We start from the raw sequence: 23,473 nt of genomic DNA, 5'->3' as shown, positions 1-23,473 counted from the left end.
GAGAAAGGCTCTTTACGCGTTTTCAAGCTCGGTTAAGCCACGCCGCCGTTGGCGCGCAGGATTTGACCGTTGACCCAGCCTGCATCCGGGCCGGCGAGGAAGGACACCACCGAGGCGATGTCGTCCGGCTGGCCGAGACGTTGCAGCGGGGGCATCTTGGCGAAAGTCTGGATCTGTTCTTCGGTCTTGCCATCGAGGAACAAGGAGGTTGCGATCGGACCCGGCGCAACCGCATTGACGGTGATGTTGCGGCCGCGCAATTCCTTGGCGAACACATGCGTGAAGGCTTCGACGGCGGCCTTGGTGCCGTTGTAGATCGCGTAGCCCGGCATGTTCAGCGCCAGCGTCGTGCTCGAGAAGTTGACGATGCGTCCGCCGTCGTTCATCCGTGCGGCTGCTTCGCGCAGAGTGTTGAAGGTGCCGCGCACGTTGATGTCGAAGGTCTGGTCGTACAGCGCGTCGCTGGTGTCGGCGAGCGGCACTGTCTTGAGCACGCCGGCGTTGTTGACTAGTACGTCCACTTTGCCGAGTTGCTGTTCGGTGCTCTCGAACATGCGACGCACGTCGTCGGCGTTCGACACGTCGGCCTTCACGGCGATGGCCTTCGTGCCCGCCGCCGTGAGTTCCGCGACGAGCGCATCGGCCTCCGTCGAATTCGACGCGTAGTTGACGGCAACCGCGAAGCCGTCCTTGGCGAGGCGTTGCGCAATGGCTGCGCCGATGCCACGGGATGCGCCGGTAACGATGGCGACTTGAGCGTTTTTGATCGTGTTCATGATTCGTTTCCTTCTGCGTGGTGGGTTGGTGAAACGAATCATGGTCGCTTTCTTCGCTGAGATAATCGGGTTAGACTTGCCATCATAATTCCATTTTCTTTAATAATTGGCTGGCTGGCCGCCGGATAGCCGGCCTCCGGATCGCCGGCCGCCCCAAAGGGTTCGACCATGGATCGTTTCGAGGAAATGCGGGTGTTCATCCGGATCGCCGAGCGGCAGAGTTTCACGCGCGCTTCGGACGACCTGCAGATTCCGCGCGCCACTGTCACCAACCTGATGAAGCGCATGGAGCAGCGGCTCGGCGCGCGGCTTCTCGAGCGCACCACGCGCTCGGTACGCCTCACGCACGACGGCGAGGCGTACTACCGTCGCTGCGTGCGGCTGATCGCCGACATGGAGGAGGCGGAGGGCTCGTTTTCCAACATTGCGCCGAAGGGCCTGTTGCGCGTGAATTTGCAGGGGACGTTGGCGCGGCACTTCGTCGTGCCGGCGTTACCGGCGTTTCTCACGCGTTTTCCCGACATCGAACTGACGATCGGCGAGGACGACCGGCTGGTCGATCTGGTGCGGGAGGGGATCGATTGCGTGCTGCGGGCGGGCAATCTGCAGGATTCGTCGATGGTGGGGCGGCGCGTTGCGCAGTTACCGCAAGTGACGGTGGCGAGTCCGGCCTATCTGGAGGCGTATGGCGAGCCGGACGATCCGGCGGCTCTGTCCACGCATCGTGCGGTCAATTATCTGTCCAGCGCGACCGGCAAGCCCGTGCCGCTCGAATTCAGGGTCGACGGCCGCGATACGGCCCTGTACCTGCCGTCGACGGTGTCGGTGACAGGCGCCGATCTCTACACGGGCTCGGCGGTGGCCGGCCTCGGCATCGTACAAGTGCCGCAATACCGTGTGGCGGATGAACTGGCGTCCGGGCGGTTGAAGATCATCCTCGCGGACTTCCCGCCGCCGCCGATGCCGGTTTCGGTGCTGTATCCGCAGAATCGCCAGTTGTCGTCGCGTGTGCGTGTGTTTGCGCAATGGTTGCGCGACATTTTCGAAGCGGCTGGGGCGTAGACGGGTACGCGGTAAACGTGTGAGTTCGGTGCAGGCATGCGGCGCGTGGAAAATAGCAAATGGCAAATGGCAAATAGCAAATGGCGCAGTGAGCGCATTGGTCGTGCGGCCATTTCGAAAGCGCTGTTCGCTGCTGTTTTGTCATTTACGTGAGGCCATTTCGCCATGGTGGACCCACGTTGCCGTCCGGCCGTACTATGTATTCCATCGAACATATTCGAAGGAATGGAACATGTTGTCAGAAGACGAACTGGCCTTGCTCGAAGCGATTCGCGAAACTGGCAGCCTGTCACGCGCAGCGGCGCGGCTGGGCAAGGCGCCGTCGACGATCTCGCATGCCGCGCGGCAACTGGAGACGCGATTCGACGCGTTGCTGTTCGACCGTCGCCGCTACCGGTTGCAACTGACGCCTGCCGGCCAGATGCTTGCTGACGAAGCGGCGCGTCTGATGCTCGACATGTCGCGTATGACACAGCGTGTGCGGCAGATTGCGAGCGGCTGGGAGGATCGCCTCTGGGTGGTCACGGACGAGATTATCGAATTCGAACTGCTGATGCCGGTGGTGCGCACGTTCGATGCGCTCGACTCCGGCGTCAAACTACGCTTCACGCACGAGGTGTTGAGCGGGACATGGGAGGTGTTGCGCGACGGCCGCGCGGATCTGATCGTCGGCGCGACCAACGAGCCGCCGGCGATTCCTGGCTTGCGCTGGTTCGAGTTGGGCGTGATGGAGTGGGTGTTTGCTGTCTCGCCGCGCCATCCGCTTGCGGGTGTCGAAGGGCCGCTTGGGCGCGAGCGCATCCGTGAGCACCGTTCGGTAGTGGTGGCCGATTCGTCACGCGCGACGGCGGGGCGTGCGTATGGTGTGATTGGCGGGCAGGCATCGCTGGCCGTGCCGTCCATGCGGGCGAAGATTCTTGCGCAGCGCGATGGCTTGGGGGTGGGCTGGTTACCGCGTCAGCGCGTGGCTTCGTTGCTGAAGAAGGGCGAACTGGTGGAGAAGGCCACAGCCGATCCGCGCGAGCCGAATGTGCTGTATGTCGCGTGGCGCGGCGATCATGAGGGACGCGCGTTGCAGTGGTGGCTTGAACAATTGCGGCAGCCGCGGTTAGCGAAGCGTCTCGTGCGCGGTGTGGATATGGTGATTGGCGCGTAGTGCGCGGGCGGTTCGTGCGATTGTGCAAGTTGCGTTGCGGATCGTGGGATCATACGGGCCGTGATGGGCGATATTGCTTTTTGCACGGGACGGAATAAGAGGAGCAGGACGATGATCGATGGACTGGTGGGCGGGCGCCTGTATGGCGAAGCGCAGATCCGCACGGGACAGAATGGCAAGCGCTTTGTGACCTGCAAGGTTCGGGCGACCACCAATGATGGCGATACGATTTTCGTCAACGTGATCGCGTTTGATGATGAGGTGCAGGCTGCGCTGCTGGCGCTGAGTGATGCGGATAGTGTCGCGTTGAGTGGGGCGTTGACGCCCAAGGTTTGGACTGACAAGAATGGGTTGGTTAAGCCTGCGGTGGATATGGTGGCGTATAAGGTGCTGGTGGGGTATCGGGGGGAAAGTTAATTACGGGTTTTTTTGCCTTTGGCGGCGGCGTTGTCTGTGTTTTTGTGGCGGTGGCTTTTTCTTGATCTGGTTGCCTGCTCGGACGTTGTTTTTCTGTGTTCCTGTGGTGTTGGCCTTTCCTTGTTTTGTTGGTGGTCTATTAGCGTTGCCCCTGTGCGGGGCGGCAACCTACTTTTCTTTGCCTGGGCGGCAAGGAAAAGTAGGCAAAAGAAAGCGGCTCACACCGCCAGCTCATAAGCGGGTCCCCCGCGCAGCCACGGTAGTGGTGCATCTGGAATCCGTGTTCTCGCACATTCGGCGTGAGTGACTAAGGGCTCATTTGCTCCCACTCCGCACTGCGTGCGTCGCGGATGGGTTTGCCTGGGAAACCTAAGGTTTCGATTGCGCGTAGCGGGAGCCATCGGCTTCGCCTCGGCGACGCGCCTCCGCACCCGGAGGCGAACCCCACTTCAAATGAAGTGTCGATGTGTCGCTCGCGCGCTTGCCTCGTAGTCATAGCCGACAAGCCTTAATCGCAATCGCAATCGCAATCGCAATCGCAATCGCAATCGCAATCGCAATCGCAATCGCAGTGGACGTGGCAATGGGTAAAACGCATGTGTTAAACGTAGCGCGTGGTTTTATGAAGTACGCTACGGCGCGCGCAGCGCCGCCGGAAGAATGACAGCCTTGTCACCTGGGCTAAATGTGCGGGAACGCAGATTCCAGATGCACCACTACCGTGGCTGCGCGGGGGACCCGCTTATGAGCTAGCGGTTTGAGCCGCTTTCTTTTGCCTACTTTTCTTTGCGGCAGGCAAAGAAAAGTAGGTGCTGCCCCGCACAGGGGCGACGCTAATAGACCACTAAGAAATCAAGGAAAGGCCAAAGATTCCAGATCAAGGAAAGGCCAACACCATAAGCGCACAGACAATAAACGCCGCGCAGGCAAAAAACCCTCACTTCCCACATCTAAGATACTCAACAAACCGATCCGCGACAGGCTCCGAGTCGCCCTCTCTGCGCAATAGCAAAACCTGCGACAAAAGCGTCTCGCCCTGCAAGGGCAAAAAGCAAACCCGCGGATCCTGCACCTGCCGTAAGGTAAAAGGCACCAACGCCACCCCCATCCCAAACCCGACCATCGTTACAACGGTTTGCCACAACCGCGCCTCATGACGAATCAAAGGACTAAAACCGGCCCCGACACACTGAGCGATGATCAAATCGTGATAGTGCGGCGACACCGTGCGCGGAAAAAGAATAAACGGCTCCTGCGCCAACGCCCGCAGATCGACCTTGCGCTTTCGCGCCAGCGGATGATCAACCGGTAAGCAGCACAGAAACGGCTCGGAAAAAATCGGCGTGGAAATCACATCCGACGGGAAATTGCCCCAATGCGCGCACCCCATGTCGATCTGCATCCGCTGGATCGCGTGCACCTGTTCGCTGGTGTTCATCTCCTTCAGGACGATCTCGACGCCCGGGTAGTCAGCCTCGAAGCGTCTCACCGCCTGTGGCATACCACGGTACAACATCGAATTCACGAAGCCGATCCGCAATCGGCCAGCGAGCCCGTGCGCCGATCGAACGGTGATGCGTTCGGCCTCGCCAGCCTGCAACAGCAAGCGGCGCGCCTCGCCAAGCAGCACTTGCCCCGCGTTCGTCAACGCAACTGTTTTGTTGGTGCGCGCGAGCAGTTGCACCCCCAACTGGTCTTCGAATTTGCGGATGTCGAAACTGAGCGCCGGCTGCGAAATGAACAGCCGCTTGGCCGCGCGGCCGAAATGAAGTTCCTCGGCGACCGCCACGAAATAGCGCAATTGCTTCAGGTCCACGGCAGTCTCCGGTTCTTTTATCGATAAGCTACGTCTATCGTACCGGATATAAGTTGTATTAGACGATTATCGAAGCCGCTTCTATGCTCCTTCCACAAAGGAGACAAGCATGAGCGAAATCACCGCGCAGCCGGCACCCGGCTCGTCCAATATTCCCGACAGCCGGGGCATCAACTTCTTCAGCAGCGACCCCGACTTTGCCCGTCTGATCAAACTGCATCTCGGCGATGCGCTGTATCAGGAACTTGAAAGTCAACTCGTTTCGCTAGGCCAGCGGGCGTCCGATGAACTCGACGTCTGGGCGTTGTCCGCCGACAAGAATCCGCCGCAATTGCGCCATCGCACGCGGCGCGGCGAAGCGCTGCAAAGCATCGACAAGCATCCAGATTACGTCGCGCTCGAACGCGTGGCCTACACGGAATTGGGCCTGGCGTCGATGAGCCACGACACCGGCGAAGGCAAAAAGACACCGCCGCCGCTGGTTAAATACGCGTTGACGTTCCTGTTCGTGCAAGCGGAATTTGGCCTGTGCTGCCCCGTCAGCATGACCGATTCGCTCACGCGTACGCTGCGCAAATTCGGCGCACCCGAATTGGCCGCACGATTTCTGCCGATGCTGGCGTCGCGCGATTTCGACACGCTTTTTCAGGGCGCGATGTTCATGACCGAACAGGCGGCGGGCTCGGATGTTGCCCGTATCGCGACGCGTGCAGCGCGCGAAACCGGCGTGAACGGTGAAGAAGCATGGCGTCTGTACGGCGACAAGTGGTTCTGCTCGAACGCCGACGCCGATCTCGCAATGGTGCTCGCGCGCGTGGACAATGCGCCGGCCGGCATCAACGGCCTTGGGCTGTTCCTGCTGCCGAAGACCTTGCCGGACGGTTCGCGCAACAGCTATCGGATCGTGCGTCTGAAGGACAAGCTCGGCAGCCGCTCGATGGCGAGCGGCGAGATCGTTCTGGAAGGGGCCGTGGCGTATTTGATCGGCGAAGTGGGGCGCGGCTTCCACCAGATGGCCGACATGATCAACATGTCGCGTCTGTCGAACGGCGTGCGTGCGGCGGGCTTGATGCGCCGCGCCCTGACCGAGGCGCTGCACATCGCGCACAATCGCGAAGCTTTCGGCCGCAAGCTGATCGATATGCCGCTGATGCAGCGCCAATTGCTCAAGATGATGCTGCCCGCGGAGCAGGCTCGTTCGATGTTCATGCAGATCGCGTTGCTGCTCGAAAAGGCCGAGGCCGGTGATCGGCAGGCGGCGAAATGCGTGCGCATTCTCACACCGTTGATCAAGTTCCGCGCGTGCCGCGATGCCCGCCGCGTGACCGGCGACGCGATGGAAGTGCGTGGCGGTACCGGTTACATTGAAGAATGGAGCGATGCGCGTCTCGTGCGCGACGCGCATCTCGGTTCGATCTGGGAAGGCACCAGCAACATCGTCGCGCTCGACATCGCGCGCGCGGCCAAACGGGACGGCGCGCTCGAACCGCTGCGCATGTATCTGCAGGATATGCTCGGCGCGGCGGGATTGCCAACTGAGAGCCTCAACGTGCTTCGCTCGACGTTGACGCGAGCTTGCGATGCCTTGGCGAGCGTCGCCGAGTGCGGACGCGATGAATCGGTCCGGCAGGCAGGAACGGGCCTGTATCACGCGAGCACGGCTGTCCTCATGGCCTGCGAAGGCGCGCGCCTCGCGCCGGATTTCCGGCGTCTCGCGCTGAGTCATCTGGTATTGCGGCACAAGCTGTTGCCGGTCGATCCGCTCGATGTGCAGACGTCTCCGGATGACAGCGATGTCATCGAGGCGCTGGTCAATGCCCGCAACGTGACACTCGGCCAGGCGCTGCAATTGCTGCCGGCGGGGAGTGGGCAATGACCGAGCACGTGAACGACGGACCGCAGGGCGCGCAAAACACACAGGGCGCCTTGCAAGGCATCAAGGTCATCGACCTCAGTCGCGTGCTTGGCGGCCCATACTGCACGCAAGCGCTGGCCGATCACGGCGCCCAGGTCATCAAACTGGAGCCCCCTGGCGGCGACGAAACGCGCGGCTGGGGGCCGCCGTTTTATGGCGACACCGCGTGGTACTTCGCCGGCGTGAACCGCAACAAGCAGGGCATCGCGGTCGATCTCTCGTGCGACGAGGGCCGCGACATTCTGTGGAAGCTCCTCGAAGGCGCCGACGTGCTGGTCGAAAACTTCAAGCCTGGCACCCTCGCGCGCTGGGGCATGGACTACGAGCGCGATTTGCGCGAGCGTTTCCCGAAGCTGATTCATTGCGCCGTATCGGGCTTCGGCCCCGACGGCCCGCTTGGCGGCTTGCCCGGCTACGACGCCGCGATTCAGGCGATGACCGGCTTGATGAGCGTGAACGGCGAACGCGACGGAGCAGCGACGCGCGTCGGCTTACCCGTCGTCGACATGGTCACCGGTTTGAATGCGCTGGCCGGCATTCTGCTGGCGCTCGCCGAGCGCACGAAAAGCGGGCGTGGCCAATCGATCGATATCGCGCTGTACGACTGCGGCGTGTCGCTGCTGCATCCGCATCTGCCAAATTATTTTGGCTCGGGCCGCACGCCCGAGCGCAGCGGTAACGCGCATCCGAACATCACGCCGTACGACAGCTATCGAACCGCGACTGCACCGATCTTTCTTGCAGTCGGCAACGACCGGCAGTTCGCGCGCCTGTGCGCGCATCTAGGCGCGCCGGAACTCGCGGACGACCCTCGCTACGTGGACAACCGCAGCCGCTGCGCGCATCGCGAGCCGTTAAAGGCCGCGCTCGAAGATTTGCTTGCGTCGCACGACTGCGAGCCGCTCGCGCAGGCGTTGATCAATGCAGGCGTGCCGTGCGGTCCGGTGCAAACCGTCGATGTCGTCGCGCGCCATCCGCATACGCGGCATCGCGGCATGGTGATCGAGATGGGCGAGTATCGCGGCACGGCGTCGCCGATCAAATTGTCGCGCACGCCGGCCACGTATCGCAGTGCACCGCCGACGCTCGGCGGCGACACGCGCGAAGTACTCAACGCACTCGGCATCGACACGGCAACCCAGCAGCGTTTGCTTGAAGCGGGCGTACTCAAGGCCTGACCGCAAGCAGGCGGTTTTCCGGCGACGGCACGCAGAAGCTGCGCCATCCAGAAGAACGACCTTGGAGACGAAGCACATGAATCGCGAGTCAGACAACCTCGCCGCAGGGCGGCAACCCACCCGTGCCGCAGCAGCGGCATTTGTAGGCACCACGATCGAGTGGTACGACTTTTATATCTACGCCACCGCATCCGCGCTGATTTTCGGCAAGCTGTTCTTTCCCGGCAGCGACCCGTTCTTCGCTACGCTGGCTTCGTTCGGCACCTTCGCGGTGGGCTTTTTTGCGCGACCGTTCGGTGGCCTCGTGTTCGGCCACCTGGGCGACCGCATCGGCCGCAAGAAGGCGCTCGTCGCGACGCTGGCGATCATGGGCGTCGGCACGGTCGGCATCGGTTTCCTGCCGACGTATGCGAGTGCTGGCGTCTGGGCGCCGGCGTTGCTGGTGCTGCTGCGCGTGGCGCAAGGCATCGCGATTGGCGGCGAGTGGGGCGGCGCGGTGCTGATGGCAAGCGAACATGCGCCGCAGGGACGGCGTACTTTCTTCGCTTCGTTCGCGCAGCTTGGCAGTCCGGCGGGATTGATCCTGTCGCTGCTTGCGTTTCGCGCAGTGGCGTCGATGGACAAGGAGGCGTTTTTCGGCTGGGGCTGGCGTCTGCCGTTTCTCGCCAGCGCGGTGTTGCTGGTGGTGGGTTTGCTGATCCGCGCGGGTGTCGACGAATCGCCCGAATTCAAGGCGCTGAAAGCGCAACGGCGGGTGGCGTCGTTGCCGGTCGCTGAAGTTGTGCGCGACGCGTGGCGCACGGTGTTGTTGTGTCTCGGTGCTAATGTGATTGGCGTGGCCGGTGCCTGGTTCGTCAATACGTTCATGCTGAATTACACGACGCAGACGCTTGGACTCGACCGTTCGCTGATTCTCGATTGCCTGTTCGTGGTGGCGTTCATTCAGTTGTTCACGCAACTGGGTTCAGGATGGTTTGCGCAACGGGTCGGTACCGGAAGGTTTTTGAAGGGCGCGGCGGCGTTGGCGATGCTTTCGCCTTATCCGATGTTCGCGCTGGTATCGACCGGGCGGCCGGTGGCGATTGTGTTCGGCATTGCGCTGGCGGTGATGTGCATGTCGAGTTCTTATGCGGTGATGGCCGGGTTTATGTCGACGGCATTCCCGGTGAGAGTCCGGTACTCGGCTATTTCTTTGTCTTATCAGGTATGCGCCGCATTGGCCGGCGGGTTGACGCCTTTGATCGGGACGTTGCTCGCGCATCGATATCCGGGCGCATGGTGGCCGTTGGCCGTGTTCTATAGCTGCCTCGCTGGGGTTTCGCTGATTTGCATCGGCACGCTGGAGCGCCGCAAGCGAGGCACGGCGCGAGGGGTCGTCGAAGCGGCCTAGGTTCAGGCGCGTTGCCATGTGACGCCTGTTTGTCCGTATGCCCCGAACAAGGGCAACGCCAATCAACCCATTACAAAACGCGGACAGGCGTCGCCGCAGGAAAACATTCAGTAAGCGCACTCAGCCAGGCATAAACCCGCTATTTCGTGATTAACAACATCCTGAATCCCCGAAAGCATCCTAATATCAAGGCGAACTGAAAAAACGACAGGGGAAAGCCATCATGTATCGTCATCGTTCGCTGGGTGTGGTGACGGGCGCGTCGCCGCTCGCCGGTGTCGACGTGTTGAGCAGAATGAGCGTGGCCTGGCGCTGGCCCGGCGCCGCCAAGCCGTTCGACTTCGTCCTCGAGCAACAGGCGTGGCAAGGACCGGCTTCGCCAGGCACAGCGAGTTCGCTCTTCAAGATCCATGTATTCGACACGATTCGCGCCTTCGAGAAACGCGGTGTCGACGCGATCGTCTTGCCGTGCTTCCTCAGTCACACTTTCATAGACGAACTCTCGGCGAACGTGGCGTTGCCGATCGCCAACATCATGGCTGCGCTCTCGGCGCACGTGCGGCAGGCTTTTCCGTCGGTCCGCCGTATCGGCGTGCTGACTTCCAGCACGATTCGCTCCAACGGCCTTTTCGAGCGCTATTTCGACAGTGCGCAGTTCAACGTGCTGCATCCGCGAAATGAAGAGGGCATGGATCGCGTAACGAGTGCTGTGTACGGCGTAGAGGGCATCAAATGCGGGCATCTGTATGGCCGGCCAGTTGAATTGCTACGCGCCGCTTGCGCGGACCTCATTGCGCAAGGTGCGGAGATCATTGTGCCCGGCCTCGCCGAAATCCCCCTGGTGGCGCGCGCACTCGGCACGCTGGAAGTGCCGTTTGTCGATACCAATCTGGTCTACGCGCGCTATGTCGCGGCGGCGCAATATTCGCAGCCGGAGCGGCGTTTCAAGGTGGGCGTGCTCGGCGGTGTCGGCCCGGCGGCGACGGTCGATTTCATGGCGAAACTGGTGCGTAATACGCCGGCCGCGCGCGATCAGGACCACATCAAGGTGATGGTCGAGCAGAATCCACAGATTCCGGATCGCACTGAAGCGCTGCTCGGCAACGGCGACGATCCTACACTCGCGCTTTACGCTGCCTGCAAGACGCTCGAGGAGGGCGGTGCCGATCTCATCGCGATTCCGTGCAATACGGCGCATGCGTTCGTCGAGCGGATTCAGCCTTCGTTGACCATTCCGATCGTCAATATGCTGACCTGTACCGCCGATTATCTGCGCGAAGCTTTCCCGAGCTTGCGCGAAGTCGGTGTGCTGGCCACGTCGGGCACACTGGCAAGCCGCGTCTACGAGAAGGTGCTCGACGCATGCGGCTTCGTGCAGTTCGCGCCGGCCGCGGCCGCCCAGGCGCGGCTCATGAATGCGATTTATGGGCCGGCCGGCGCCAAGGCGGGCTACACGTCGGGCGAGTGCTGTGACGACCTCGCCGCTGCGGTGGACGACCTCGTCGCGCAAGGCGTGCGGGTGATCGTGCTGGGCTGTACCGAGTTGCCGTTGCTGTTGCGCGCTTCGACGCTGGCGCGGCCAGGTGGGCCGACGGTGCGGCTTGTCGATCCGACCGAGGTGTTGGCAAAACGCTGCGTGGCTTATGCGCTGGGCGAAAGCGGAGCGACGCAGGCCGCTGCTGAACCGGCGGCGCCGGCGATGGGCCGGTTCAACGTGGAAAGCGTTTTCGGCTAAGGGCGGTCAGATCCGATCAGATCCGGCTGATTCCGGCTTGCGCGCGGTGCGCCGCCACGCTGCGCTGCGCAGAAAAACCTTGTAATTCCCCCTCTCCGCCGCCATTTCCTCAAGGCTGCGCGGCTCCTCTGAAACGGCACATCGCTTGCTGGTCGGCTGATCGGGGCGCCCTCGGCGTCGCTGTTTCAGACCCGAGACGCTGCGAAAGTGCAACCGTGCCGCGTCATGGAAAACTGTATAAATATACAGTATAGTATCCCCCTGCAGCCCGGCCTTTGGCGTGTCGTTCCGTCAGCCGGGTATCCCGAACTTGCGCGGTCGCGAGGCGTCCGTGAGAGGTGGTCCACTCATTCAGACGGTCGGAAAAATTGGCATCTAACGGAATTATCCGCATTCGCGGCGCGCGCCAGCACAACCTGAAGAACGTCGATCTCGATGTACGAACCGGCGAAATGACGGTCGTCACCGGTCCGTCCGGGTCCGGCAAATCGAGCCTCGTGTTCGACACCTTGTACGCGGAAGGGCAGCGGCGCTACGTCGAAACCTTCAGCGCCTACGCCCGGCAGTTTCTCGACCGCATGGACCGGCCGCAAGTCGACCGGGTCGACGGCGTACCGCCCGCCATCGCGATCGACCAGACCAACCCGGTGCGCAGTTCGCGCTCCACCGTCGGCACCATGACGGAGCTCAACGATCACCTGAAGCTGCTTTACGCGCGCGCGGCCGAACTGTTCGACCGCAAGACCGCGCAGCAGGTGCGCCACGACACGCCCGAGACGATCTACGCCAAACTGCTCAAGCGCACCGCGGAGCACGATCCGCGGCTGGTCGTCACGTTCCCGGTCGAGTTACCGGAGACGGCGTCCGAGCAGGAAGTGGAGCAATGGCTCTCCGCGAGCGGTTATACGCGTGTGCAGGCGCAGCGCGAGGTCGACTCGCCCACCGGCAAGCGCAAGCTGCTCGACGTGGTGGCCGACCGCTTCCGTTTGAGTTCGGTGGACAAGCAGCGGGTGGTCGAAGCCATTGAGGCATCGCTCAAGCGTGGTGGCGGCCGCGTCAATATTTACGTGCTGCCCGCAGCGCCAGAGGCACCGGAGGCCAAAGAAGCCGAGCCGCAAATCTGGCGTTTCTCCACCGGTTTGCACAGCCCCGAGAGCGACCTTCGCTACGCGGATCCGCAGCCGGCGCTGTTCTCGTTCAATTCGGCTTACGGTGCGTGCGAAGTTTGCCGAGGTTTCGGCCGCGTGATTGGCGTCGACCTCGGTCTGGTGATTCCCGACGCGCGCAAGACGCTTCGCGACGGCGCGATCAAGCCGATGCAAACGCCGGCCTGGAAAGAATGCCAGGACGACCTGATGCGCTACGCGGCGAAAGCCGATATTCGCCGTGGCACGCCTTGGGGCGAGCTGACTGACGCCGAGCGCGACTGGGTCATCAACGGTTCGCCGGACTGGAACGGCAAGTGGCAAAGCCATTGGTACGGTGTCAAACGCTTCTTCGAGTATCTCGAATCGAAAGCGTACAAGATGCACATCCGCGTGCTGCTGTCGAAGTACCGCAGCTATACGCCGTGCGAGACCTGTGGCGGCGCGCGTCTGAAAACGGAATCGCTGTTGTGGCGCCTCGGCAGCAAGCAGAATGCGGACGAGGTGCTGGCGCCCGAAAAGCGCTTCATGCCACGTGGCATTGAGTGGAAACGCGCTCAACTTGAAGCCTTGCCGGGCCTGACCGTGCACGATCTGATGCTGATGCCGATCGAGCGTATCCGGCGTTTCTTCGACGAGATCAACCTGCCGAGCGCACTGCTCGACGACGCACTCAAGCGGTTGCTCGCTGAGGTGCGTACGCGGCTTAAATATCTATGTGATGTCGGCCTCGGCTATCTGACGCTCGACCGGCAAAGCCGCACGTTGTCGGGCGGCGAGGTTCAGCGGATCAACCTGACCACGGCGCTCGGCACCTCGCTGACCAAAACGCTGTTCGTGCTCGACGAGCCGAGCATCGGCCTGCATCCGCGCGATCTGAACCGGATCGTGGAGGCGATGCATCGGCTGCGCGACGCGGGCAATACGCTGGTGGTGGTCGAGCATGATCCCTCCGTGATGCTCGCGGCGGATCGTTTGATCGACATGGGCCCGGGGCCGGGCGAGCGGGGCGGCTCAATTATTTACGACGGCGCGCCCGAGGCAATTCGCTCGTCCGGCACGCTGACCGGCGAGTACCTGGGCGGGCGCCGGCATGTGGCGGACGCGGCGCACTGGTCGCAACGTCCGGTGGATGACAGCACGCCGCGTATTGTGCTCGAGGGCGCGACCGAACATAATCTGCGCGACGTTACCGTCGAGATTCCGCTGCAGCGGCTTGTCTGCGTGACAGGCGTGTCGGGCTCCGGCAAATCCACCTTGCTGCAGGACGTTTTGTATCCGGCCATGGCGCGGCACTTCGGTCTCGCCACCGAATCGCCCGGCGCATTCAGGAGCCTGACCGGTGCCGACCAGGTCACCGACGTGGTCTTCGTCGACCAGTCGCCGATCGGCAAGACCGCGCGCTCGAATCCGGCCAGCTACGTCGGCGCATTCGACGAAATCCGCAAGCTCTTCGCCAAGGCGCCGCTCGCGCAGCAACGCGGTTACGGCCCTGGCATGTTCAGCTTCAACTCCGGCGACGGGCGTTGCCCGACCTGTGGCGGTTCGGGCTTCGAACACATCGAAATGCAGTTCCTGAGCGACGTCTACCTGCGCTGCCCGGATTGCGACGGCCGCCGTTATCGCGCGGAACTGCTCGAAGTGAAAATCGAGCGCGGCGTGCCGGCGCGTGCGTTGAGTATTGCGGACGTGCTGGAATTGACGGTGAGCGAAGCCACCGCCTACTTCGAGAAGGATGCCGAAGTATTGCGTGTGCTGCAGCCGATCGTCGACGTGGGTCTCGAATACGTGAAGCTGGGCCAGCCGGTGCCCACACTATCCGGCGGCGAAGCGCAGCGGCTCAAGCTTGCCGGTTTCCTTGCGGAATCGGCCCAGGCGCGCACCGCGCGCAGCGCGAAGCAGCCGGTCGCAAAACGCCTGTTCATGTTCGACGAACCGACCACCGGCCTGCATTTCGACGACATCGCCAAGCTGATGCAGGCGTTCAGCAAACTGCTGGCGAGCGGACATTCACTGATCGTGATCGAACACAATCTCGACGTGATCCGTGCAGCCGACTGGCTGATCGACCTCGGCCCTGAAGGCGGCGATGGCGGCGGCAGGGTGCTGTGTGCGGGCACGCCGGAAGACGTCAAACTTTGCGCGGGATCGCACACCGGCGAGGCGCTGCTGCAATACGACCGCGCCATGAACGCGGCGGCGGAACCGGCGTCGCAGGGCATTCCGCTGCAAAAGGCCTTGAGCGCTGCGCGTGCACGGCGGGCAATCGAAGGCGAAGATGTGGTGCGCATCGTCAATGCGCGCGAACACAATCTGAAAGCGCTGGACGTGGACATCCCGCACGGCAAATTCAACGTGATTACCGGTGTGTCCGGTTCGGGCAAGTCCACGCTGGCCTTCGACATTCTGTTTCACGAAGGGCAGCGCCGTTACCTCGAATCGCTCAACGCGTACGCACGTTCCATCGTGCAACCGGCCGGGCGGCCCGAGGTCGACGCGGTGTACGGCATTCCGCCTACCGTCGCGATCGAACAGCGTTTGTCGCGCGGCGGCCGCAAAAGTACCGTGGCGACCACGTCTGAAGTCTGGCACTTCCTGCGCTTGTTGTATGTGAAGCTCGGCTTGCAACATTGCATCCACGACGGCACGCCGGTCACGTCGCAAAGCGTCGAATCGATTGCGGCGCAATTGCTGCGCGATCACAAGGGGCAGCATGTCGGTTTCCTCGCGCCGCTGGTCGTGAACCGCAAGGGTGTCTATACCGATCTCGCCAAGTGGGCGAAAGCGCGTGGCAATACGCATCTGCGGGTGGACGGCGAGTTCGTGCCGGTGGACCCGTGGCCGAAGCTCGATCGCTTCCGCGAGCACACGATCGAGTTGCCGGTGACCGACCTCGTCGTGTCGCTGGATAACGAAGTCGCACTGCGCCAGGCGCTCGACCAGACGCTGGAAATCGGCAAGGGCGTCATGCATCTGCTGGCGCCGCTCGACGGTTTGCACGACGCGATCAGCGGTGGCCATACTACGGCGAAACTCGGCACGGTGAAGGTGCTGTCCACCAAGCGCGCCTGTCCGGTATGCGGCACGAGCTATCCCGAACTCGACCCGCGCATGTTCTCGTACAACAGCAAGCATGGCTGGTGCACGACCTGCGTCGGCACGGGCCTCGCGCTGACGCGCGAACAACGCGCGGCGTACGACGACACGATCATCGTCGACGACAACCGCGGCCGCGAGCAGAGCTTGCCTTCCGAGGAGCAGGAGCCGGAAGGTCTCGTCGACGAGCCGTGTGCGGATTGCGCCGGTACGCGTCTGAACCGAACCGCGCGCGCGGTCAGGTTCGGCGATCAGGCGATTGTCGACGTCGCGCAATGGACGGTGTCGGACACGCGCGCGTGGGTCGACGCGCTGGCGATGACCGGTCGGGACGCGGAAATCGCGCGCGACGTGGTCAGCGAAATTGGCAGCCGCCTGCAATTTCTGGAGGAAGTCGGGCTCGGTTATCTGAGTCTCGATCGCGCGGCGCCGAGCCTGTCGGGCGGCGAAGCGCAGCGCATCCGGCTCGCCGCGCAACTGGGCAGTAACCTGCAAGGCGTGTGCTACGTGCTCGACGAACCGACCATCGGCCTGCATCCGCGCGACAATCAGATTCTGCTCAACGCCTTGCGCAAGCTTGGAGAAAAGGGCAATACGCTAGTGGTGGTCGAGCATGACGAGGACACGATTCGGCGTGCTGATCACATCATCGATATTGGACCGGGCGCGGGCAAGCGCGGCGGCACGCTGATCGCACAGGGCAGCGTGGCCGATCTGTCGGCGCAGCCCGATTCGCTGACCGGGCAGTTTCTCGCCAATCCGATCGTGCATCCGTTGCAGCCGCGCCGTGAGGTGGTTGCGCCGACCAAACGCGCGGCCGCGGTGCCGGAGAACTGGCTGACGGTGAATGGCGGCAAGCTGCACAACCTGCAGAACGTCACCGTCGGTATTCCGCTGTCGCGGCTGGTGGCGGTGACGGGGGTGAGCGGTTCGGGCAAGTCGACGCTCGCCCGCGACGTGCTGATGGCCAATTTGCTGGATGCGGTGGGGCGCTCGGTGCTGTCGTCGCCGGCCACGCGGCGTGCGCGTGCGGCGGCCGAAACCCAACCGGCGGCGAACCGGCGTTCGAGCGTGTTGGCGCGCACAGCGCCACGTGCGCCGCTGAACGTCACGCATGCGTGGCAGGGGTGCGATTCGATCAGCGGTTGGGAAACCATCGACCGTGTGCTCGAAGTCGATCAGACACCGATCGGCAAAACACCGCGCTCCTGTCCGGCCACCTACATCGGCGTGTGGGACGCGATTCGCAAGTTGTTCGCCGGCACGCTCGAAGCGCGGGCGCGTGGCTATACCGCATCGCGTTTTTCGTTCAACACGGGCGAAGGACGTTGCCCCGCATGCGAAGGCCAGGGCGTGCGCACTATCGGCATGAGTTTCCTGCCGGACGTGAAGGTGCCGTGCGACGTTTGCCACGGGCAGCGCTTCAACCCGGAGACGCTCGCGGTTACGTGGCGAGGCAAGAATATCGGCGACGTGCTGACCATGGAAATCGATGAGGCCGTCGAGTTCTTCGCGCCGATTTCGAACATCGCGCATCCATTGCAATTGATGAAAGATGTCGGGCTCGGCTATCTCACGCTGGGGCAGCCGTCGCCTACGTTGTCGGGTGGCGAAGCGCAGCGTATCAAGCTCGTCACCGAGTTGAGCAAGGTGCGTGACGACATCACGCGGCGTGGTCAGAAGCCGCCTCATACGCTGTACGTGCTGGACGAACCGACTGTCGGCTTGCATATGGCGGACGTCGCCAAGCTGATTCGCGTCCTGCATCGTCTCGCAGACGGCGGCCATAGCGTGGTTGTTATCGAGCACGATCTCGACGTGATCGCCGAGGCAGACTGGATCATCGACCTCGGTCCGGAAGGGGGCGTGGGTGGCGGTACGATTGTCGCCGCTACGGACCCCGAAGGATTGTCTCGCGTCGCCGCCAGCCACACCGGTGCGGCGTTGCGTTCCGTGCTCGCTCGAACGCAAAACGACACGAGGGTGGTCGAGGGTGAAGGAACTAACGGCTGAGACAGCGGAGCGGCGCAACGCACTGCGCGCCGCGCCGTCTTGGTCGTTCAGCCTGGTGAGTCGCGCCCCCCCCCGGTTACTCGGAGTCAGTTGCTACTCGAATGCGAAGAACGTGTTGTCGAGGTGCCCGGCAGGCAAAGCCGGGCATTACCGGTGGCGTCGGCAATATGTAATTATTTAGAATGCTTTTGTAATAATATAAATGACGTAATTGAAATGCGGATTTAGTGTGTCGTAAATACCGCGAAAAAGCTTTTGAAGCGCTGTTTTTCTTCTGCTATCTTCCCGCCCTTGATGCCGGCCTCTGGCCGCCACTCGATCATCACGTCAAACGTGCTGTCCGCGGTCCGCCCAAGTTGCCATGCAACTATCGCGAAAGGCCCGTCCGTCAGGCTTTTGCGCGTTATGCCGCCAGTGATCCGCCAGCAGTTCAGGGCGTACCACGGAAGGCCGCGATAGCGGCTGCGTCCCACTTAGCGAGCCGCCAAAGGCGCGCTCGCATCTGCTCGAAACACGCTTATGCTTTTAAAGCGACGCGAATACAGCATTAGTTAGAGTGTTCTCTCTAAACTTAGTATGCTGCCATCAAAAAAAGTTTGACCCCGCATTTTTTGTCCTGCTATTGTTGCCTCCCATGAAATGCCGGTGACAATCGCGCAAAAAGTTCACGAACTGAAGCGTGCTTCGATCAAATTGTCTTCCGCTGCTCATGCCAGATGGAATTGGTGGATCGAATTTAATATATTAGTAGTTCTACTTAGATTGACGTCCGGCCAGGATAAAACGCCGTTGTGACGTCTCACTGTCGTACCCGTGCCATCGCACCAGGGTTGGGCCTTACAGCATAAATTTTGGACTGCAAATCAAGGCCATGGATGGTGAGTCTGATTGTCAGAAGTGAACGTTGTTGCCGTATGTAAGCGCGCCGCAGATACAGAAATGAACGGTTCACGCCGGAGGAGTAAAGGTGGGTACGAAAGTCGAAGGGCAATTTCCGGCAGCAACGGCCCGTATGGAAAGGCCAGGGCGCCCGCGTGAGTTTGGGCGCAAGCAGCAAAACCCAGTACGCCGCTTCGGCGGTATCGCGGTTGTTCTGCTTCTGCACATCGTGCTGATCTACGCACTTATCAATGGCCTTGCCACCAAGGTCGTGCAGGTCATCCAGCATCCTATCGAAACGAAGATCATCGAGCCGGTCAAACCGCCTCCGCCGCCGCCATTGCCCACCGTGCAATTGCCGCCGCCGAAGTTCGCACCGCCGCCGCCGCCATTCGTGCCGCCGCCGGAAGTGCAGGTGCAAACACCGCCCCAACCGACGATCACGCACCAGGCCGCACCAGTCGTGTCGGCACCGGCCGTGGCGCCCGCACCGCCGGCACCGCCCGCGCCGAGCAAGCCCGTGAGCGCTGAAGTTGGGGTTGTGTGCCCGAATTCGGATCAGGTCCGTTCGTCGATTCGCTACCCGAAGGAAGCGCAGGAGAACAACGTGACGGGTGATGTGCTGATTGAATTCGTAGTCGATCCGCAGGGCCATATTACGAATGAACGCGTTGCCAAGTCGGCGGACGATTCCTCACTCGATCGCGCTGCGTTTAACGCAGTCAAGCAGTTCACGTGCGTTTCCCAAGGCCAGGCTGTCCGTGTGCAAGTTCCGTTCTCGTTTAACCTGAACTGAAACACACGGGCTGTTCGGTACCGGTAGCGATTTATCAGTCTTGGTTTAGAAGTTGTACTAATGAACTTGGAGCAGGCATGAAGAAGCGTACTCTCGCCGCATTGGCGGCAACCATGTTGTTCGCCGTAACCACGGTGGATACCTTTGTGGCACCGCACATGGCCCACGCGCAAGCTAGCGACGCTACCGCGTCGGCTGCCGCCGCTGCCACCACCGCTACCGCCGCACCGCAAACGGCCGCCCCGGCTGCTGACGAAGCGACGCCGCCGCCGGCGCCGGCCACATCCGAAACCGTCAATAACCCGTACGGCCTCGGCGCGCTCTGGAAGAACGGCGACTTCGTCGCCCGCTTCGTGCTGATTCTGCTGGTGCTCATGTCGATGGGCAGCTGGTACATCATGATCACCAAGTTCCTCGAGCAGTTCCGTGCGAACCGTCGTGCGAAGAGTGCCGACGAACAACTGTGGAGCGCACCGTCGCTGGTCGAAGGCGCGAAGCGACTCGACGAAGCCTCGCCGTTCCGCTTCATTGCCGAAACGGCCATCGAGGCGGGCGAGCATCATGACGAAGCACTGCTCGAAGCCGTCGACCGCAACACGTGGATCGATGCGTCGGTCGAGCGTGCCATCACCAACGTGTCGAATCGTCTGCAGGACGGTCTGGCCTTCCTCGGCACGGTCGGTTCCACGGCGCCGTTCGTCGGTCTGTTCGGTACGGTGTGGGGGATTTATCACGCGCTGACGGCAATCGGTATCGCCGGACAGGCTTCGATCGACAAGGTCGCGGGCCCGGTGGGCGAGGCGCTGATCATGACCGCAATCGGCCTTGCGGTGGCCGTGCCGGCGGTGCTCGGCTACAACTTCCTGGTTCGCCGCAACAAGTCGGTGATGGAGCGTGTTCGTGCGTTCGGCGCACAACTGCACACTGTCCTGCTCGCCGGCAGCCGGCGCTCGACGCGCGCCACGGCTCGCGAAACCTCGCTGGCCCAATAAGCGGAGTCCGTCATGGCTATGAGCGTTGGGCAGGATGATAGCGACGAGGTCATCTCCAGTATCAACACCACGCCGCTCGTCGATGTGATGCTGGTTCTGCTGATCATCTTTCTGATCACGATTCCGGTGGTGACGCATACGGTGCCGGTGCAACTGCCGAAGGAGACGATCCAGCCGCTGCAAACCACGCCCAAAAGTATCGTCATCGCGGTCAACCACGACGGCGATTTCTTCTGGAACGAGAAGCAGGTGGACGGACCGACGCTGCTGGCACGCCTTAAAACCGTGTCGGTCATGACGCCGCAACCGGAAGTGCATGTTCGCGGTGACCAGAGCGCACGTTATGAATTCATCGGCCGGGTCATTACCGAGTGTGAGCGCGCCGGTATCGCGAAGGTTTCGTTTATTACTGAGCCGCCCGCGCGCGGCGGCTAGCGGAGGCGATTATGGGCATGAACGTATCTTCGGGCGGTGGCAGTTCCGAACCGGATGTGATGGTCGATATCAACACCACGCCACTGATCGACGTGATGCTGGTGTTGCTGATCATGTTGATCATCACGATTCCGATCCAGACGCATGCCATCAAGATGAACTTGCCGATCGGCAATCCGCCGCCGCCGATCACGCAGCCGGAAGTGGTGCAGATAGATATCGACTTCGACGGCACCACGACCTGGAATGGTCAGCCGGTGCCGGATCGCGCGGCGCTCGAGTCCAGGCTTGCGCAGGTGGCGGCCGAACCGGTTCAGGCGGAAATTCATCTGCGACCTAACAAGCTGGTGCCGTACAAGGACGTTGCGGCGGTGATGGCGTCCGCACAACGGCTGGGTGCGAGAAAAATCGGTCTGATCGGCAACGAGCAGTACATGCAATAGGGAAGTGGAATGCTAACGATCCATCAACGCTTCAAGCGCGCCGTCATTGCGGCCGCTATCGGAGGGCTGTCCGCGCTCGTCGTGCTGCCTGTCACGTCTCAAGCCGCGGATACCTTGCGGCCGGATGTGGCGAAGCCGCTGAACGCCGCGCAGGATCTGTATCGCGCGCACAAGTACAAGGATGCGTTGGCGAAGATCGATCAAGCCGACGCCGTGCCGGGCAAAACGCCCTATGAAAGCTATATGGTTCAGGAGATGCGCGGTGCGGCGGCCGTGGCGGCCGGTGAATCCGGCGTGGCCGCCCAGGCTTATGAAAACCTGCTGGGTTCAGGACACCTGACCGGCGCTGACGAGCAACGCACCACGGCGGCGCTCGCGGGCATCTACTTCCAGCAGAAAAACTACGCGCAGTCAGCAAAGGTTGCGCAACGCTATCTGAAGGCAGGCGGCGGCGATCCTGACATGCGTGTGCTGCTTGTGCAGTCTTACTACCTGTCAAACGATTGCGGCAACGTGGTGACCCTGCTCAAGCCAGGCGTCGATGCGCAAGCGCGTGCCGGTCATGCCCCCGACGAGTCGCAACTGCAATTGCTCGGCACATGCGCGCAACGTGTGAAGGACGACGCGACGTACCGCAGCACGCTCGAAAAGCTGGTTGCCTATCATCCGAAGCAGTCGTATTGGGATGACCTGTTCAATGCGATTCGCAGCAAGCCTGGCTATTCGTCGGCGCTCGATATCGACACGTACCGCCTGCGCCGTGTGACCGGCTCGCTCAGCACCGCCGACGATTACATGGAGATGACCCAGCTCGCGATCGTGGCCGGCACCACCGCCGAAGGCAAACAGGTCATCGATCAGGGCTTTGCGTCAGGCGTTCTGGGCCACGATGCGCAAGCGGATCGCGAGAAGCGGTTGCAGGCGCTCGCCGCGAAACGCGCGCAAGCGGCAGCCGATCCCGCGAACCCCATCGCGCCGGTCGATATTGCCTTCAACCAGGTCTTCGCGGGTCAGGCCAAGCAGGGTCTGACAGCCATGGACGCCGCGATTGCGAAGGGCGGAATCGATCACCCGGACCAGGCCCAACTGCATCTCGGCGAGGCGTACTACATGGCGGGCGATAAAGCGCGTGCGGTGCAAACCTTCCGCACGGTGAAGGGTACCGACGGTTCGGCCGACCTTGCCCGTTTGTGGGTGCTGGTGGCGTCGAAGTAGTGTCGAAATAACGGCATCCTGTTCCCGAAATGATCCATCTTGCGACGTGCCGCAGCGGTGCCCGTGCTTCGTGCCGGGCGGCACATTCTCACTGTATGGAGCGCGAGCCTTCGCTAATTGGAGGACGTGGTTGCGTGCGCAACCATCGCGCGGTTCGCGGCAAAGTTGAACGTGTCGCGGCGATCGCAGTGATTGAGCCATTCATGGCGGCAACCAGGCAGACATATGGTGCGTGTCTAAGGGAGGATGTGGCGCTCAATGAAACATAGTTTAGTTTCATCAAACTAATTTTGACTACGGGATTCTGTCTTGCTATGGTTTTGCCACTCGATAACAAGGCACAGGTCGCAGTTTCGATAGGAAGCAAAATCCGCGCGCTTCGCCAACGACTCAAGCGCACGCTGGATGAAGTGGCAACAACCGCGGGAATTTCCAAGCCCTTTTTGTCCCAAGTGGAACGAGGTCACGCAACGCCTTCGATTACGTCGCTAGTAGGCATTGCCCGAGCTTTAGGTGTGACGGTGCAGTACTTCGTCGACACGCCAACTGAAGACAAGTCGGTACGCAGGGGAAGTGAGCTGAAGTACTTCGGGTTCGACGGAACCGCGAATATTTTTGGACGGCTGACGAACCTGTCAGTCGGCAGCAAGCTGGAAGTGATTCTCGTCAGGATGCCGGTGGGGCAGAACCCGTCGGAGGTCACGACGCATGCAGGGGAAGAGTTCCTGTACGTAATGAGCGGCCAGATATCGCTCACGCTAGAAGGTACAACGTTCGTATTGCAGGCTGGTGACACCGCGCATTACGAGTCCACCGTGCCTCACGCCTGGTGCAATACCGCCCGCGAAGAAGCGGTGGTCGTGTGGGTGGGCACGCCACGATTGTTTTAGATGCCAGTGTTCCGTGCTTTCGTTGAAAGCGGTCTCCTCATATTTGTAAGCATTACTTAATATTTGGCTGGGAATTGATCTGGTGGAAAGCGCATTGCCTCGATAGCCAGAGCCAAAAGTCGTA

At 61.8% G+C, this 23,473-nt stretch carries 17 protein-coding genes; 14 read left to right on the top strand and 3 right to left on the bottom strand.

What is annotated here, in order from left to right:
- Positions 1 to 32: 32 nt before the first annotated feature.
- The gene (locus B0G76_RS14920) at positions 33 to 776 is read right to left on the bottom strand and encodes an SDR family oxidoreductase (protein ID WP_120293290.1); all 744 of its coding nucleotides are present in this window, start codon (positions 774 to 776) and stop codon (positions 33 to 35) included.
- 168 nt (positions 777 to 944) lie between these two features.
- Between B0G76_RS14920 and B0G76_RS14915 the strand changes: the two genes are divergently transcribed.
- The 3 genes from B0G76_RS14915 (at position 945) to B0G76_RS14905 (ending at position 3,411) form a co-directional block, all read left to right on the top strand.
- Positions 945 to 1,838, top strand: a complete 894-nt coding sequence (locus B0G76_RS14915; RefSeq protein WP_120293288.1) for a LysR family transcriptional regulator — start codon at positions 945 to 947, stop codon at positions 1,836 to 1,838.
- 232 nt (positions 1,839 to 2,070) lie between these two features.
- Positions 2,071 to 2,994, top strand: a complete 924-nt coding sequence (locus B0G76_RS14910; RefSeq protein ID WP_120293286.1) for a LysR family transcriptional regulator — start codon at positions 2,071 to 2,073, stop codon at positions 2,992 to 2,994.
- Positions 2,995 to 3,105: 111 nt separating this feature from the next.
- The gene (locus tag B0G76_RS14905; RefSeq protein WP_120293284.1) at positions 3,106 to 3,411 is read left to right on the top strand and encodes a single-stranded DNA-binding protein; all 306 of its coding nucleotides are present in this window, start codon (positions 3,106 to 3,108) and stop codon (positions 3,409 to 3,411) included.
- 937 nt (positions 3,412 to 4,348) lie between these two features.
- Here the strand turns inward: B0G76_RS14905 and B0G76_RS14895 are convergent.
- Positions 4,349 to 5,227, bottom strand: a complete 879-nt coding sequence (locus B0G76_RS14895; RefSeq protein WP_120293280.1) for a LysR family transcriptional regulator — start codon at positions 5,225 to 5,227, stop codon at positions 4,349 to 4,351.
- A gap of 109 nt (positions 5,228 to 5,336) precedes the next feature.
- On the opposite strand from B0G76_RS14895, the gene B0G76_RS14890 reads away from it, so the two are divergent.
- From B0G76_RS14890 to uvrA, 5 genes are all read left to right on the top strand, one after another.
- Positions 5,337 to 7,103 carry an acyl-CoA dehydrogenase family protein gene (locus B0G76_RS14890; protein ID WP_120293278.1) on the top strand — a complete coding sequence of 589 codons (1,767 nt, stop codon included), beginning with the start codon at positions 5,337 to 5,339 and terminating at the stop codon, positions 7,101 to 7,103.
- On the top strand, positions 7,100 to 8,320 hold the full coding sequence (locus tag B0G76_RS14885; protein WP_120293276.1) for a CaiB/BaiF CoA-transferase family protein: 1,221 nt from the start codon (positions 7,100 to 7,102) through the stop codon (positions 8,318 to 8,320). Before B0G76_RS14890 ends, B0G76_RS14885 begins: the two co-directional genes overlap by 4 nt.
- A 76-nt stretch (positions 8,321 to 8,396) precedes the next feature.
- Entirely contained in the window at positions 8,397 to 9,710 is a 1,314-nt protein-coding gene (locus tag B0G76_RS14880; RefSeq protein ID WP_120293274.1) for an MFS transporter, read from the top strand.
- A gap of 223 nt (positions 9,711 to 9,933) precedes the next feature.
- On the top strand, positions 9,934 to 11,445 hold the full coding sequence (locus B0G76_RS14875; protein WP_120293272.1) for an aspartate/glutamate racemase family protein: 1,512 nt from the start codon (positions 9,934 to 9,936) through the stop codon (positions 11,443 to 11,445).
- Positions 11,446 to 11,813: 368 nt separating this feature from the next.
- Complete coding sequence (gene uvrA / locus B0G76_RS14870) at positions 11,814 to 17,699, top strand: excinuclease ABC subunit UvrA (RefSeq protein WP_120293270.1); 5,886 nt, start codon at positions 11,814 to 11,816, stop codon at positions 17,697 to 17,699.
- A 224-nt stretch (positions 17,700 to 17,923) separates the two neighbouring features.
- Here the strand turns inward: uvrA and B0G76_RS14865 are convergent, their stop codons facing one another.
- Complete coding sequence (locus tag B0G76_RS14865; protein ID WP_120293268.1) at positions 17,924 to 18,172, bottom strand: hypothetical protein; 249 nt, start codon at positions 18,170 to 18,172, stop codon at positions 17,924 to 17,926.
- 539 nt (positions 18,173 to 18,711) lie between these two features.
- Between B0G76_RS14865 and B0G76_RS14860 the strand changes: the two genes are divergently transcribed.
- The 6 genes from B0G76_RS14860 to B0G76_RS14835 all read left to right on the top strand — a co-directional run bounded on the left by B0G76_RS14860 (position 18,712) and on the right by B0G76_RS14835 (position 23,349).
- Complete coding sequence (locus B0G76_RS14860; RefSeq protein ID WP_054043139.1) at positions 18,712 to 19,374, top strand: energy transducer TonB; 663 nt, start codon at positions 18,712 to 18,714, stop codon at positions 19,372 to 19,374.
- 77 nt (positions 19,375 to 19,451) lie between these two features.
- Positions 19,452 to 20,366: a MotA/TolQ/ExbB proton channel family protein gene (locus tag B0G76_RS14855; RefSeq protein ID WP_120293266.1), complete on the top strand. Its 915-nt coding sequence runs from the start codon at positions 19,452 to 19,454 to the stop codon at positions 20,364 to 20,366.
- Positions 20,367 to 20,378: 12 nt separating this feature from the next.
- The gene (locus tag B0G76_RS14850; RefSeq protein ID WP_120293264.1) at positions 20,379 to 20,801 is read left to right on the top strand and encodes a biopolymer transporter ExbD; all 423 of its coding nucleotides are present in this window, start codon (positions 20,379 to 20,381) and stop codon (positions 20,799 to 20,801) included.
- Between the two features lie 11 nt (positions 20,802 to 20,812).
- Positions 20,813 to 21,244: a biopolymer transporter ExbD gene (locus tag B0G76_RS14845; protein ID WP_120293262.1), complete on the top strand. Its 432-nt coding sequence runs from the start codon at positions 20,813 to 20,815 to the stop codon at positions 21,242 to 21,244.
- Positions 21,245 to 21,253: 9 nt separating this feature from the next.
- Positions 21,254 to 22,459: a lipopolysaccharide assembly protein LapB gene (locus B0G76_RS14840; RefSeq protein WP_120293260.1), complete on the top strand. Its 1,206-nt coding sequence runs from the start codon at positions 21,254 to 21,256 to the stop codon at positions 22,457 to 22,459.
- Between the two features lie 314 nt (positions 22,460 to 22,773).
- Positions 22,774 to 23,349, top strand: coding sequence for a helix-turn-helix domain-containing protein (locus tag B0G76_RS14835; RefSeq protein WP_120293258.1), 576 nt, complete (start codon positions 22,774 to 22,776; stop codon positions 23,347 to 23,349).
- Positions 23,350 to 23,473: the final 124 nt, after the last annotated feature.

This window comes from Paraburkholderia sp. BL23I1N1, from assembly GCF_003610295.1.
In the GTDB taxonomy this organism is placed as follows: Bacteria; Pseudomonadota; Gammaproteobacteria; order Burkholderiales; family Burkholderiaceae; genus Paraburkholderia.
Note: the sequence above shows the minus strand (reverse complement) of the source record. Positions and strands in the feature narration are given on the sequence as shown.